This window comes from Butyrivibrio sp. FCS006, assembly GCF_000424525.1.
In the GTDB taxonomy this organism is placed as follows: Bacteria; Bacillota; Clostridia; order Lachnospirales; family Lachnospiraceae; genus Butyrivibrio.
Genome location: NZ_KE384204.1, coordinates 311,418 through 325,693, shown reverse-complemented (window position 1 = coordinate 325,693; position 14,276 = coordinate 311,418). Strand labels below are relative to the sequence as shown.

14 protein-coding genes are annotated in these 14,276 nt (G+C 41.3%); 2 read left to right on the top strand and 12 right to left on the bottom strand.

Annotated elements, in window-relative coordinates:
- Positions 1–40: 40 nt before the first annotated feature.
- Positions 41–409, bottom strand: coding sequence for a hypothetical protein (locus G633_RS0112765; protein ID WP_022770327.1), 369 nt, complete (start codon positions 407–409; stop codon positions 41–43).
- A gap of 183 nt (positions 410–592) precedes the next feature.
- Here G633_RS0112765 and G633_RS0112760 point away from each other — a divergent pair, with 183 nt between their 5' ends.
- Both G633_RS0112760 and G633_RS0112755 read left to right on the top strand, forming a co-directional pair.
- Positions 593–1,471, top strand: a complete 879-nt coding sequence (locus tag G633_RS0112760; protein ID WP_207638112.1) for a LicD family protein — start codon at positions 593–595, stop codon at positions 1,469–1,471.
- On the top strand, positions 1,472–2,476 hold the full coding sequence (locus G633_RS0112755) for a hypothetical protein (protein WP_022770330.1): 1,005 nt from the start codon (positions 1,472–1,474) through the stop codon (positions 2,474–2,476).
- Here the strand turns inward: G633_RS0112755 and G633_RS19410 are convergent.
- The 11 genes from G633_RS19410 to G633_RS19400 all read right to left on the bottom strand — a co-directional run bounded on the left by G633_RS19410 (position 2,453) and on the right by G633_RS19400 (position 14,078).
- Positions 2,453–4,498, bottom strand: a complete 2,046-nt coding sequence (locus tag G633_RS19410; protein WP_022770331.1) for a DUF6492 family protein — start codon at positions 4,496–4,498, stop codon at positions 2,453–2,455. The genes G633_RS0112755 and G633_RS19410 overlap by 24 nt on opposite strands.
- A 165-nt stretch (positions 4,499–4,663) precedes the next feature.
- Entirely contained in the window at positions 4,664–5,488 is an 825-nt protein-coding gene (locus G633_RS0112745) for a flagellin N-terminal helical domain-containing protein (RefSeq protein WP_022770332.1), read from the bottom strand.
- A 248-nt stretch (positions 5,489–5,736) separates the two neighbouring features.
- On the bottom strand, positions 5,737–6,567 hold the full coding sequence (locus G633_RS0112740; protein WP_022770334.1) for a flagellin N-terminal helical domain-containing protein: 831 nt from the start codon (positions 6,565–6,567) through the stop codon (positions 5,737–5,739).
- 278 nt (positions 6,568–6,845) lie between these two features.
- Positions 6,846–7,325: a hypothetical protein gene (locus G633_RS0112735; protein WP_022770335.1), complete on the bottom strand. Its 480-nt coding sequence runs from the start codon at positions 7,323–7,325 to the stop codon at positions 6,846–6,848.
- Positions 7,326–7,335: 10 nt separating this feature from the next.
- On the bottom strand, positions 7,336–7,740 hold the full coding sequence (gene fliS / locus G633_RS0112730; protein ID WP_022770336.1) for a flagellar export chaperone FliS: 405 nt from the start codon (positions 7,738–7,740) through the stop codon (positions 7,336–7,338).
- Between the two features lie 43 nt (positions 7,741–7,783).
- Entirely contained in the window at positions 7,784–9,316 is a 1,533-nt protein-coding gene (fliD, locus tag G633_RS0112725; RefSeq protein ID WP_022770338.1) for a flagellar filament capping protein FliD, read from the bottom strand.
- Positions 9,317–9,377: 61 nt separating this feature from the next.
- Complete coding sequence (locus tag G633_RS19785; protein WP_022770339.1) at positions 9,378–9,848, bottom strand: flagellar protein FlaG; 471 nt, start codon at positions 9,846–9,848, stop codon at positions 9,378–9,380.
- A gap of 176 nt (positions 9,849–10,024) precedes the next feature.
- Entirely contained in the window at positions 10,025–11,161 is a 1,137-nt protein-coding gene (locus G633_RS0112715) for a CgeB family protein (protein ID WP_026520133.1), read from the bottom strand.
- Between the two features lie 47 nt (positions 11,162–11,208).
- Entirely contained in the window at positions 11,209–11,424 is a 216-nt protein-coding gene (gene csrA, locus G633_RS0112710) for a carbon storage regulator CsrA (RefSeq protein ID WP_022770342.1), read from the bottom strand.
- Between the two features lie 18 nt (positions 11,425–11,442).
- Positions 11,443–11,910 (bottom strand): flagellar assembly protein FliW, encoded by a 468-nt coding sequence (fliW, locus tag G633_RS0112705; RefSeq protein WP_026520132.1) that lies wholly within the window; start codon positions 11,908–11,910, stop codon positions 11,443–11,445.
- An 86-nt stretch (positions 11,911–11,996) separates the two neighbouring features.
- Complete coding sequence (locus G633_RS19400; protein WP_051200186.1) at positions 11,997–14,078, bottom strand: flagellin N-terminal helical domain-containing protein; 2,082 nt, start codon at positions 14,076–14,078, stop codon at positions 11,997–11,999.
- Positions 14,079–14,276: the final 198 nt, after the last annotated feature.

Sequence of the window (14,276 nt, the reverse complement as noted above, 5' to 3'; positions counted from 1 at the left end):
CATAAGGTAAACTCTTTATTCACAGCCTTTACCCCCGTCTTTATATTTCAATGTTTTGAAACATTACCGGCATTTTGGCATTTTGCGCTTCATAAGCAAGATCGGACGGATCTCCGTAATAAGCATCACAACCAAAAAGCACTTCCTTAGCAGACTGGTAAGTATCAGATTTGTCCAGATCGCCCCATCCTGCACCGGTAAACTCATCAACTATACTTCTGTATTCTTCTGTCACTCCTGATCTGTTGATCTTCAGGTACTCTTCAGTTCCAGACCAAGGATGCCACACAAGATGTACATCGGCAGATGATTCCTTAAACGTCTCAAGATTTCTCCTGAGTTTTTTAATGGCTTCATCTCCCCTCGAAAGAAATGGCAGTACATCAGTGTAATAAAAGATTTTTTTCATGACTTTTATTCTCCGGTGAATTGTCTGAATCTATAATAATATTGTATCACATAAATACGCTAAATCGTGATAAAATATATGTAATAATGCCGTTAAACCATCTTTTAAGGAGTCATGATGCTCTCTTTTCCAGACGAATTTTTCAAAGAAGAATGCAGAGGTGGCTTTTACATCTCCGAGATTATGAAAAAGAGTTGGGCTGTACAGCTCAACCTTCTAAACGAGATATTCGAAATTGCCGAAAGACACGGCATAAAAGCATGGCTCGACTATGGAACTCTCCTGGGAGCAGTCAGGCACCATGGTTATGTGCCCTGGGATGATGATATAGACATATCAGTCATGCGAAAAGACTATGCTCTTTTCATCAAATATCTAAAAGACGAACTTCCTCCCTATCGCTTTGTTGCAAGCTATTATACAGTGGACAATTACGACAAGCCCCATGCTGTTATATCAAACAGAGCAAACCTTGATCTAGGCAATGACCCTATAGAAACCAAAATCACCCAAGCTGAATATGATTTTCCTTGTACCAGCTGGGTTGACATCTTCCCTATGGATTATGTTCCTCACGATCCGAAACAATGGTCTCTCATGAAGGATCTGTATAATGCTGCATTTGGCCTTGCCACTGAAATGGATGCCTTTATAGCCGATGGTAGTTTTGAAAGTACTCTTTCCACTTTGGAAGAAGTTACTGGAACAAAAATAAAAAGAGACGACAAAATAAGGGGATCTCTGTGGATGTTAGCAGATAGGGTGGCGTCAATCACTCGTAAAAAAGAAGCTCAGAAACTTGCCTGGTATTATGATGGCGTTCATGCAGACGAAGCAAATATGCGCCCCGTATCAGCCTATGACAAGACTCTTTACATAAAATTTGAGACCATTACAGCGCCAATACCTGCCGGTTATGACGAAGTTTTAACTTCTATATACGGCAGCAATTACATGATTCCTGTTAGAGGAACTACAGCACACGATTATCCTCATTTCAAAAAGCAGGAAAGAGCCATTATTGCATGTGACAAAATAGCCCAGTTAGGAGATATCTTCTAAATGAAAAAAACTGTTTTTCTTCCCTGTCACCCAAATATGTGGGAGGGTTTTCAGACAATATGGGAAAAAGAAATAAATGATCCGGATAATCAGGTTGTAGTCATCCCTCTGCCCACATATCAGATAGGGCCAAATGAAAAACTCTACGATGCAGAATATATAACCACGGGATATCCTGAAAGCGTGAAGATATATGATGTAAATGATTATGACCTCGAAGCTGAGCATCCGGACACTATATATATTCAGAACATCTCAGATAATAACAATCCGGTATTTGCAGTCCACCCTCACTTTCATACTTCCAATCTGCGCAAATTTACAGACAATCTTATCTATATACCCTACAGCACCTTAAGCGACATGGACCAGGACACAACCTACCTAAAAAGAGTCTATAGCAAGATAATAACTCCCCCGGGTATTCACAATGCAGATAAGATTATCGTCAGCTCAGAATCAATAAAATCCATGTATCTTAATCTTATTAGTGATGGAGACATAGAAACTTACAAAAAATGGTATCCCAAAATCACCTGTGAAGATTACCCCAGGATAGCCATTTTAAAGAAGTATGACAAAAGCACAGTACCGTATCCAGCCAGCTGGAACAGACATCTTTTTGATTCTACGGGAAAGCGAAAAGAAGCAGTGCTCTTTACAACTTCTGTTTTCGGAGTACTCCAAAACAACAGGTCTCACTTTCGAGCTGCACAAAAAGTTTTTGAAGAATATGAGCAGAAGAAGGATACTGTTGCTTTTATCTGGCGTCCAAACAAGTACTTACCTGACATGATAATGAAATACCGACCTGAGCTTTTTGATGACTTCAGAGTTTTGCTGGAGTATTATATCACTCACGATATCGGTATTTTTGATGAAACTCTGACTCCAACTCCCGCTATAATACTATCCGACAGCTTCATTGGAGATGAATGCGTGGTAAAAGAGCTTTTCGAATCCACCGGAAAGCCTGTATATTCAAATGACGCCGATACTCTTTAAGGCCTCAATAACCTCAGGATATGCAAACTGTCCCAGGTGAACCTTATCAGGCGAAAGATACTTTTCATCTGTCTGCATATCTTCAGTGATCATATCAGAAAACAATGAAATAAAGCCTATACCATTTTCGCCACATCTGCGACAGAGTTCTTCGTTAAAATACTCTGTCGCTTTATTACGTTCAGCAGTAGTCCCTATTCTTGGATACTCTTCAGTTACAGGGCAGGTATCGTTTTGTGAAGCAATAGGTCCCCAGCACAATACTTCATGCCCGAGGTCACTCAGCCACAAAAGAAATTCCATATAGTTATCAAGGATTTCATCTATTATTGTCTTATAGTCTTTTCCCTGCCTCGCTGTCTGCTTAAAAACATGTGCACGCAGGTCAACCTCTCCAAGCACACACAGTATCTTTGCATCGGGAAGAATAAAGTTTTTAAGAGCCCAGTCCAGTTTCTCCCTGAAGCGATTCGAGGATCCATACTGATTGCTCTTATAGGCAAGACATGGTCCGAAATGCAGTGTAGTAATCGGATCATCAGATTTACGAGTACAGGTATTCACCTCATTCCCTATTGGTATAAACGATAGATTCTCATTCCCACTAAAGAAGTTGACATGAGAATCCCCTATTACAACCAGCGTATTATCTCGTATATGTCGTAAGAACGCATCGTCATAATTTGCCTTTTCTATAAACGATGCAGCCAAGTCATTGTCAGGAAGCATGTCCTCATAGGAAATCAGCGTATCGATGATATGTAATGCCTGTTCAGCATCTTTCTTTGCTTTTGCTCCCTCAAGTTCATTAGAAATCTGTCCCAGCTCTTCTTCCAGTCTGTCGAAATGCTCCTTGTCATATAACTGCCGAAGTCCATACAGTTCCACATAAACACAAGATATCAGATCATCTATAGGAAGATTCTCAATAAATCCCGGATTCTTTTGCAAAATATCTCTCAATTTCTTCATAAGTTCTCTATTCTTAACCGGCTCACTTTGACCTTCATCGGAATTGTTAAATTGTCCGCTAGACTCATTGGCATGATCTATAGACTCATCATCATCCCAGACCTCCTTGTAGCCATCCTTGAATTCCATCTGAGCCGCCTGTAGCATCTGCTTTGGTGTAAGCTTTTCCTGATAATATGGATTATCAAAGAGGTTTGCATTGTCCTCTCTCACTGAGTGCCCTTTTTCAAAAGAAATGGCATCAAAATCCTTTGAAAGCCACAAAAAGTCCCTATCCGAAATGGTGTCTATATTAAAAAATTCTCCTCCAAGCCTGAAGGAATGCCACTCCCTCAGAGCATATGCATCGCTATGCCTTTTTGCCACAAAGGTTCCATAAGTCTCAAACTCACTAAAAGAAGAACTCTGTATCTTATCTTCAGGAATTGCATTTAAGATCTTTTCCCAAAAATGAGCACCGGGAATTACAGCATTACTCTCAATTTCTTGAATAAGCTCCTTCATATATTCAACATTAAAGAGCATATGCTCGGATATAAAGGATCTTTCTATTGTTTTTGAAAGTCCCGGAAGTATAATTCCCAAGGTGTCAAAGTATTCCTCGTGAAACTCATGCTTAAGGTCAAAATAGGGTTTCGTGGTACCTTCCGTGAACATGTTTAATTTCCTACAGGGAATGGTGTCCCCATCCCATGTCATATAATATTCATCTTCACACAAAAAAGCATACTGCATCTTGAGAAACTGCTGGTAATACCAGCCTGTTATCCCTCTTGGAAGCTCTCTGCCATTGAGAATATGCTTCATCCTATCGGCAACAACTTTGTGAACACTGTCAAAAGGGATAATGCTATCCTCATCTATAAACCCTACTTTTCCTTTAATCTCCGGGTTTGCGTTTAGTATATCTCCTACTTCGACTTTTCCAACAAAGCAGATATCCCCATAGGTTATATTATCAATAATTCTTGGGTATAGTCCGATTAGTCTCTGACAATCAGCAGGAGTTATTACCACAAGTGTTTTAAAGTTGGTTTTAGAACTCTCCATTTACATTCTCCCTGTTTAGATCAATGTATTTCTATATGTTTTATTGTATCACCAATTAGTGTTATATTGTGTATTAGCACTGAAAAAGAGCCCCGGAAAACCGGAGCTCTTTTTGGTAGTCGCAATGATCTAAACAGACGTTCAAATACATTTAGCCTACAGTTATTAGCCAAGAAGAGACAGAACACCCTGATTTGACTGATTAGCCTGAGCCAGCATTGACTGTCCAGCCTGTGCAAGGATGTTGTTGTTAGAATACTTAACCATCTCTTTAGCCATATCTGTGTCACGGATCTGTGACTCAGCTGCCTGAGTATTCTCAGTTACGTTATCAAGGTTCTTGATTGTGTGCTCAAGTCTGTTCTGAATAGCACCAAGGTCTGATCTCTGCTTTGAAACACTCTGAAGAGCATTCTTAACAGCGTCCATTGCAGTACGAGCATTAGCGCCATCAGTGCCTGAAACGTCGACGTTACCAACACCGATGTTTGAAGCAGTCATCTTTGTGATGCTGATAGAAATCTGGTTTGTAGAACCAGTCTCTGTTCCAACCTGAAGCTTCTTGTCTGTAAAGGTTCCATCAAGAAGTGCCTGGTTGTTGAACTCTGTAGCAGAAGCTGTACGTGTGATCTCAGATGTAAGAGCCTTCATCTCAGACTGAATGTACTGACGGTCTGTTGACTGAAGAGTATCATTAGCAGCCTTTGTTGCCAGCTCGTTCATTCTCTGAAGCATATCATGTACTTCATTAAGAGCACCTTCAGCTGTCTGTACTGCAGAAATACCATCCTGAGCGTTTGCAGAAGCCTGTGTAAGACCTCTTACCTGACGTCTCATCTTTTCGGAAATTGCAAGACCTGCTGCATCATCTGCTGCTCTGTTGATCTTGTAGCCGGATGATAACTTCTCACTTGACTTAGCCTGAATACCAGTTGTGATACCAAGCTGTCTGTTTGCGTTCATTGCTGTGACGTTGTGTTGTACTACCATAATATAATTCCTCCTTGAATTTGTACGGCAGCATCCTTGCTGCTCGTGTGCTTTGTTTTGAAATTACCTTTGTGCTGGCCAAAGATAATCTCTGTTCTTTTTTACACTTTTATTATCGTCTATAAATGTAAAAACTTAATATGTAAAATTATAAACAAATTATAAACTTTTTAAGAATTCTAATTCTATGAAAAAGAGCTCCGGAAGTTTCCGGAGCCCTTTGAATAATTCTAAACCGGTTTACTGTTTTACTGAAGAAGTGAAAGTACACCCTGGTTGGTCTGATTGGCCTGTGCAAGCATTGACTGACCTGCCTGTGCAAGGATGTTGTTATTGGAGTACTTAACCATCTCTTTAGCCATATCTGTATCACGGATCTGAGATTCAGCTGCCTGAGTATTCTCAGTTACATTGTCGAGGTTCTTGATTGTATGCTCAAGTCTGTTCTGTACAGCACCAAGATCGGACCTCTGCTTTGAAACGCTTTGAAGCGCGTTCTTAACAGCATCCATTGCATTTCTGGCATTCACTCCACTTGACCCTGAGACATTGATCGCCGATCCGCTAATACCAATTGCCGAAGCAGACATCTTAACAATATTGATTGCTATCTGGTTAGTAGATCCTGACTCAGTTCCAACCTGAAGTTTCTTGTCCATGAAGGTTCCATCAAGAAGAGGCTGATTATTGAATTCCGTTGCAGCTGATGTACGGGAAATCTCAGATGCAAGAGCGTTCATCTCAGACTGGATATATTCACGATCTGTTGACTGTAAAGTATCATTAGCAGCTTTTGTTGCCAGCTCGTTCATTCTCTGGAGCATATCATGAACTTCATTGAGAGCTCCTTCTGCGATCTGCACTGCAGAAATACCATCCTGAGCATTCTCTGAAGCCTGTGTAAGACCTCTTACCTGACGTCTCATTTTTTCAGAAATCGCAAGACCTGCTGCATCATCTGCTGCTCTGTTGATCTTGTAACCTGATGATAACTTCTCACTTGACTTAGCCTGAACACCTGTTGTAATGCCAAGCTGTCTGTTTGCATTCATCGCTGTGACGTTGTGTTGTACTACCATATTTAATCCTCCATGAACGGGGCTCGCTTCCTTGCTGCCTTTCCATTTTTATTTGTGCAGTCCTACGCGGAGTCCCTTCCATGGCTGCTTTTGTTTTGTTTTACACTAAAGATATCGGCATGTTTTCCCCCTTCTTAACCCCTCATGAATGATTTTTTCATATTTTTTTGCAATATTGAAACTTTTTTATTTTTTTTGCATTTTACCCTAAAGTAAAAAGGACTTGTAGCCGATAAATAGGCTCAAGTCCTTTTGTGTGTTATTTAAATACAATTCAATCAATTCTTCTTGTCCATGAACTGAGGTGGGATATTCTTGAAGTTGTTCATAGTCTGATAGTAGTTGAATGCGGCAGATGATGAGTTTCTGCTCTGATTCATATTCTCTCTTGCTGTACTGAAATATTTCTCTGCCAGTCTTTTATTTCGATGCTCAGAGGCCTCTATTGATGCGCTCTTACCGGTAATCTCCTGGATAAGCTTTTGCATTCTTTTTATTTGGTCCGCATACTGCTCTTTATGCTCGCCGATTTCCTCTTTTACCCGATCAAAGAGACTTTGAAAACCATCATCCAGTGAATTAATCTCATCGATCAGTTTGCTCTTGGCATCCACTGTTGCATCGAAAGCTGCTTCATCCACCTTCCCGGAATCACTTAAAATATCTGCTTGTTTTGTATTCTGCTCTTCTATCCTGGTAAGTATCTCTACCTTCTTCTGAAGGCTCTCCTCTAGCATATCCAGACTGGCTGATATCATGTTATCCCCCTTATGCGTCCTTCACCATGATGTTATTAGCCTTCATTACCTGAACCCAATTGTCCCTGATAGCATGCATATGAGAGTTGACCTCGCCAACAATCTCTCTGTCTTTTGTAATGTTTGCTTCAACCAAACGTCTTGCTATGTAGGAATACATGTTCTCAAAATCCTGAGCAACGGGATATTTCATGTCCAGCGTATTTCGAAGGTAATCTATTATCTTCTCAGTCTTAATTATATTTGTGTGGGCTTTTTGAATATCTTTGTTTTCAATCGCAAAATCGGCGATATTCAAAAATTTGATAGCTCCGTCATAGAGCATCAATGTGAGTTCCGGCCCACTGGCAGCATTTACTTTATTGTTCTTGTACTGTGCATATGCAGCTCTCTGTTGTGCTGTAAGTACCGGCATATTCTCTACCTCTCATCATTTATTCTGGTATATTTAATGACTATCAGCCACCACCAAAGAAACTTGACAGTGATCCACTTGCAGAGTTTATCTTAGACAGGGCACTCTCCATAGAAGAAAACTGTTTGTAATATTTATCCTGAGCGGCTTCCAAGGCCTTCTGAGCGTCTGATATCTTTGTGTTATAAGCGCTATACTGAGAGGCCATAAGCTTATCTTCATAAATCGTAAATGAGCTACTGTACTGTGTACCTTTCATCAGATCACCCATTTTTGAATACAGTGATCTTGAAAGTTCTGTAAAGAAACTCTGTACCATCTCCGGGTCAGTTGAAATTGCACTTCTTAAGAGATCTGTATTGCCACTTGAAACACTATCATCCGCATCGCCATCGATATGGAGCAGGTCTCTTTCATTCTCTTCAGTACCGAAATAACTTCCCGTAGATATTCCAAAGCTTGCCAGTGATAATCTGCTGGCAGATCCATCCTTCATGGTGATATCAATTCCGGTTGTCATAACGCTTTTCATAGCATTTCGGATAGAAGAAATGGTCTCATCACCGCTAAGCAGTCCTGTTTTGATTTTGTTTTCCCACTCCTCGACTTCCTTATCAGACATTTCTTCTTTCTGTTCGTCGGTGAGCATACTGTATTTCTTAGCCGGGTCAGCATTATAAAGAGTAGCGAACTCTTTCATAAGATCATTATACTCTTTTATAAGCTTCTTTACATTATCATAAATACCGCTGGTATCCTGCTGAGTAGTAAGTGTTATTCCTGTCGCCTTTTCCTTTGCGGTAATTGTAAGGCCGTTGATTTCAAACACATTATTCTCTGATGTATATTCAACACCATTGAGTTTAATCTTAGCGCTTGATCCTGCAATGTAGTTAGAACTGTTCTCCTCAGAATCACCACTGAGAGTAAGGCCTAACTTCTGCATTGCATCTGTTGCGTCTTTAATATGGAATGCAGACTTTGCTCCTTCCTTCTGGGAAGCCACAAAAAATCTGCCATTCTTTTCATCATAGTTAAAATCAAGTTTTGTGCCACTTACTGATGAAGCACCTTTTAACTTATTTAGAATGCTGGAAATTGTATCTCCCTCAGCAATATCAACTGCAAGGATATCATTCTCATCATCACCGATCTGGAACTTGATCTGGTCACCGGGATTAATGCGAAGATCTGAAATTGATGTAGAAGCTTTGGCATTCTCTCCGTTAACCTTAACCTCATTTCCGGTAAGGTATGCAGACTTTGCAAGATCTGTTATATCGAGGGTCTGCGAAGAATTCATAGCAGATCCGGAAGTAACTATTGATACTGCATTTGAGTTGCTGGCCGATGTTGTCTTCTTGGTATACGCCGTTGAAAAACGCATATTTGACAACGCGCCGTTATAGAAGGAAACAACCTTCTTGTTGAGTTCTTTAAACTTATCCTGCTTCCAAGAGAGTTTTTTCTGATCTCCCTGAAAGTTCTGTAACTTGGTTTTCTTAGTACTGGTAAGAGCTGTTATGATACTCTCAGTATCCAGGCCCGAGTTCATTCCCGTAATTCGTATAGGCATAGTGTTTCTCCTTTCTCAATCCGTGAGCTTGTTACATGGAATTCCTTTTCCATACAAGGGGTTATCGCTTCTCGTCAACCATGATCCCGGCAATTTCCCAAACCTTGGCTATCATATCCAGAGTCTCTTCCGGAGGAAATTCCTTGATAACCTTCTTTGTCTCCTTGTCAACCATCTTGATGGTCACACGGTTTGTCTTATCATGGATTCCAAAAACAGCTTCAGCGTTGGACTTAACGTTCTTGGTCATCTCAGATATTGCCTTTCTGACCTTCTCGTTATCCTCCTGGATCTGTTCCTCAGTTTCAGCATACCTTTCTCTGGCCTGTGTATAAGCCTGAGTGCCACTCTGAGCGTCATGACCTGAATCCGCAGAATTATCGGCAGCTTCAACCTTAAGTTCAATTGTTGGCGCTGCTTCCTGATTTACAATCTCTGACTGCGACTGATTCTGTTCCTGTACCTGTGTCCTTACCTGTGGCTGTGTCTGCTGAATCAGCGGACTAAAGCCGTTAATTGCATCCATTCCCATAATCTTATACCTCCATGACCTCCATGTCTTAACCGGGTATCAACGTGTTCTATCGCAACATTTATGCACAAAAACAAAAGGTTTGTACACGATTTCTTATCCTTTATATCGGTAATGAAGATTATAACTTTATGTTTTCAGGTGTTAAAGATGAAGAATTAATAAAAATTTTAGAATTACAGGGTTAAAACTTCGGGAAGTAATTTGGTATAGGCAAACTTTTCGAATACTTTTTCCTGTCCGCTTTGTGCAATTTCTTTTCTCTCATCATCATGTTCAAGGTAATATGCTGCTTTCTCAATAAACTCTTCCGGCGAGCGGACAATAACAAGGTCTTTATCTTCTTCGAAGTACTCTGCTATTTCATCCTGATATGTTGTAATAAGGAACCCTCCCGATCCAAGCACGTCCATAACACGAAGAGGGATTCCTGATGGAATACATCTGAAAGTCATGTTGATGTTGATCTTGCTGTTATGAAAGATATAAGGCATCTGAGAGTTGTAATCCGCGAGGCCAAGGCAATTTACACCGGGGATAGGCTTGGCATCAGGCGTTGTATAAAGCGTTGTGTCAAAGCAATCTCCCAGAGCTTCAAGTATTTTACGTCGCTCGGTTACTGTTACTTTTTTCCTGATGATATCAAGGATTACGCGGTCATAATTAACGCTGTATTTGCCTGTATCCTCAAACCTGATGAAGCTCCTAAGCGTCTCCATCAGGGAGTCATCAATAACTCTGTTGTCAGAGATAATGTCTTTTCCATAGACCAGTTGTTGCGCTTTGATCACGTCTTCCAGATAACCCTTAAGTTCATCCGGAAATGATGCCTGATCAAAGAAATTGAATTCGTTATCATAAAGATTTCCAAGAAAAGTTACATCATGCATGTAAGACTCAGGCGTCGTCGTGAGGTCTAGGCTCCTCAGCCTCTCTTCATTCACCCCGAGAGGCGTATGATAAACATGCTTCGCGCCAAGAGTTTTCAGCTCTTCACAAAGTCTTTTATCAAAAATATGTATACGGTTTTCTTCATAAGAAATGGTATTTGAGTAAAGCGGATAATGCGGACAATCAAAGACCCATGACACATAGATACTATGATGATCATGACAGGCTTCTGACACTTCAGGGAAATAGTCAAAACTAAAAACGCAGTCGTAATCTCTTTTCCCTATATCGTCATAATCACGGAATGTCTCCACTTCATGCCCGAGTCTCTTCATGGCATCCCGGCAATCCTCGCCGTTAAATTCATCCCAGTCGTAGTAAAGTATCCGCATTGCATCTCCCACATACACATTTACTGCCAAAAAACGCCCTGCACAGGTTGTGCAGAGCGCTTGTAATCACACAAAAATCAAAGCAGGTTCTTCAGAGCCTCAAGTCCTGCTACATCTGTAGCTTCCTTGTTCTCATTCTGAATCTGGATATAAACTTCTTTTCTGTAGATTGGGATCTCCTTGGGCGCGGAAATGCCGAGCTTGATCTGGTCTCCCCTGATGTCCAGAACAGTGATCTCGATATTGTTATTTATGATGATCGCCTCGTTCTTTTTTCTTGATAATGCTAACATAGTTTGTCCCTCCGTGGTTTATGAATTAGCTTCTTTGTTCTTCTTGAGGATATCATAGATGGGGAACTTAACAGGATAGTTGTCGTTCTCTACGATAGCCTGTGTGCCCTTCATTTCCTTAACGTTGATGACAAACGGTCCCATAAGGTTTACGGTCATCTTGGTAAGGTCATGAGGAACAGTAACTGTTACAAGAACAAGAATATCATCATCACTAAGATCGCCAACATCCTCGATCTTGGTTCTGTCGATTTCAGGGCTATAGTCCGGGCATACTACAAGAGGATCCATTACAGGCATTGCAAAGCCGGGCTCCTCAATAGACTGAAGCCATTTGATGGTGTTTGTAGCGCCATTGTCGTCGCTCTCATCATGCATCAATGTGAATTTCTTTAAATCAGGAAAGCCGATTATACCGTTTGGGAAACTGATAATCTTGCTATCTTCAATCTCTACTTCGCCGAAAATTCTTGTTGTGAGTTTCATGTTGTAACCTCCATAGTCTTTAGTGACTTTGCTACACATTAATTATATACGCAATTTCGTACAATTGCCATATTAATTCAAACAATTTAAATGTAATTCATAAGACTTGTCTGGCTGATCTTACCTGTTGCCATCAGGCTCGCTTCATAAGTAACCTGTGCTGTAGTAAGCTTGGTTGCTGCCTCTGCGAGATCAACGTCCTCATTCTCAGACTGTAGAGTCTTAAATGTAGTTGTCTGATCCATAAGTCTCGTGCTTACCAGGTCAAGTCTCTTTGATCTGGTGCCGTTGTCTGTAACAGCGATGTTTGCTGTATCGAGAGCCTTCTGCATAGATGTGATCTTATGCTCGAATTCCTTCTGGAGATTCTCTCTCATGTAATCATAAGCCTTGGTTGCGGAGTCTATTTCATTCTGAATCTTATCCCTTTTATCTGCATCACTGGTCACAGAGAGCTTACTTTTTAGGGTCTTCAGTGTGGTATCAAGCTGTTTCAGCTCATTGAGCATATTCTTAAGATCGCTTACATCTCTTCTTACATCTGTTGTGAATACCGCATCAGCAGTGGTATTAACGACTACCGACTGAGCAAATCCTACATCATAAGCAATGTCATGTCCTGCTGTTCCCTTATTATAGAGAATAGATTTTCCGTTCTCATCGGTATAAGTGCAGGCAAAGAGGTTCTGTGGTCTGATGTCTCCGTTCTCCCACTCCTTCTTGTCATAAACAACATCGATGCTGTTGGCATTGATGATATCCGGAAGTGTAGCGAACTTATTTCTGAGCTCCTCATTAAGGAGAACCTCACCGGTTGCAGCGTTCAGATAAGCATAGGCACCCTTTTTCTGGGTGAAAAGAGTCTCATACGCCTCATCAATCTGCTCCTCTGTGCTGGTTGAGTAGATGATGCTGGCAGGACCGATCTCAAGGCTTGTCTCTAGGTAAGATGAATATACGCTTCCATTGGCTGTTATCTGAACAACCTCGTTGCTTGTTGTTCCGTCGCCGTTGTCTCTGCCGATGTCATTTCTAAGAGTAATTGTTCCGTCACTGTTTACTGTAGCGGAGTAGCCATTCTCGTCGAGCTTGATTGTGTAGCTCTGGTCAATTGCCGGAAGAAGCGGAACATTTAAGCTTACTCTTCCTGCTGTGGAAGTGTAGGTTATTGTCGTTACGTCTTTTGACTGAATCTCAGCGATTGCGGAATCAACAGTTGAAGTGCTTGGATTGAAGGTTCCGTCAGCCTTCAAGTTGATCATGTAAGTCTTTCCGGTGTCCTGATCGTATCCTTCAATATAATATGTTCCGTCATTCTTAAGGCTTGCGTTATATACGATATTGTCGCTCTCAATCTCATAAGTTGAGCCGTCTTTGTTGATCGGAATGGATGCGTAGTGAGTGATTCCTTCTTCGGTCTTGTAAGTCACGCTGATGGTGTCCATGGTGCTGGCAACTGTGCTTGTAGCCGGCTGCTGGAGCGCCTCCCTGAACTTAAGGGTTGCAGACTTACCATCGCCTTCAACGTAGTTAAGGTTATCATAAGAGAGTCTGAGTCTTCCGACATTTCTTTCAACTATCTCATGCTCTAAAGTAGCGGTAGTATCATCATTCAGGATTGTTGTTGAATTGAGGTTATGCTTGCCAACGATCCTGTTGGAATCTCCGATACTTCCTGCATTGAACTCATCATTAATATCTGTATAGGCTGCAGTTGTGGTCTTATCAAAGGTAAGAGGAGTATCTGTCCTGTAGCCTGTAAATACGTATCTTCCCGCATAATCAACGTTGCCGGTCGCATAATACTCTTTTGACAGAGCATCCATCTGTGTAACGATGGTGGAAAGATCGTCCAGAGTCAGATCCTTATTGGCGCCTTTGGTTGCCTGCTTTACGCAGTCTGTCAGAACGTTTGTAACCGTTGAAAGCGCATCTGCAGTTACCTGAAGCCAGCTCTCAGCGTCTTTTGCATTCTTCTCATAGTACTGGGAGAGCTGCGTCACGTTGCTTCTAAGGCGAAGTGCGCGAATAGCGATGACCGGATCGTCAGAGGGCCTCGTTATCTTCTTTCCCGTACTCATCATGGTGTTGAGCTGATCCTCAGACACCTTGTTGTTATTTATATTGTAAAGGGAATTGTTCTGCATGATTTTGTTAGTGATGCGCATAGTAATCCTCCAGGGTAAAAGACATTCCATTGTCCTGAAAAAGTGTGCATCCATGCAGAGTATATGATTTTCACTACGTATATCGACAGTTAAAGTCAATTACTTAAGGATTTGATGAAAAAAAATGAGCCTTGGTGGGCTGGGTGAGCCTAGGGGACGGAGTCAGGGGTCCAATTTCGGATGAGCCTAGGGGACGGA

Coding starts and splice junctions, on each gene's coding strand:
- G633_RS0112740 (WP_022770334.1), bottom strand. CDS start 6,567: ATGGTAGTACAACACAACGTCACAGCGATGAATGCAAACAGACAGCTT.
- fliS (WP_022770336.1), bottom strand. CDS start 7,740: ATGCCGGTACTTACAGCACAACAGAGAGCTGCATATGCACAGTACAAG.
- fliD (WP_022770338.1), bottom strand. CDS start 9,316: ATGCCTATACGAATTACGGGAATGAACTCGGGCCTGGATACTGAGAGT.
- G633_RS0112745 (WP_022770332.1), bottom strand. CDS start 5,488: ATGGTAGTACAACACAACGTCACAGCAATGAACGCAAACAGACAGCTT.
- G633_RS0112735 (WP_022770335.1), bottom strand. CDS start 7,325: ATGATATCAGCCAGTCTGGATATGCTAGAGGAGAGCCTTCAGAAGAAG.
- csrA (WP_022770342.1), bottom strand. CDS start 11,424: ATGTTAGCATTATCAAGAAAAAAGAACGAGGCGATCATCATAAATAAC.
- G633_RS0112765 (WP_022770327.1), bottom strand. CDS start 409: ATGAAAAAAATCTTTTATTACACTGATGTACTGCCATTTCTTTCGAGG.
- G633_RS19400 (WP_051200186.1), bottom strand. CDS start 14,078: ATGCGCATCACTAACAAAATCATGCAGAACAATTCCCTTTACAATATA.
- G633_RS19785 (WP_022770339.1), bottom strand. CDS start 9,848: ATGGGAATGGATGCAATTAACGGCTTTAGTCCGCTGATTCAGCAGACA.
- G633_RS0112755 (WP_022770330.1), top strand. CDS start 1,472: ATGAAAAAAACTGTTTTTCTTCCCTGTCACCCAAATATGTGGGAGGGT.
- fliW (WP_026520132.1), bottom strand. CDS start 11,910: ATGAAACTCACAACAAGAATTTTCGGCGAAGTAGAGATTGAAGATAGC.
- G633_RS0112760 (WP_207638112.1), top strand. CDS start 593: ATGAAAAAGAGTTGGGCTGTACAGCTCAACCTTCTAAACGAGATATTC.
- G633_RS19410 (WP_022770331.1), bottom strand. CDS start 4,498: ATGGAGAGTTCTAAAACCAACTTTAAAACACTTGTGGTAATAACTCCT.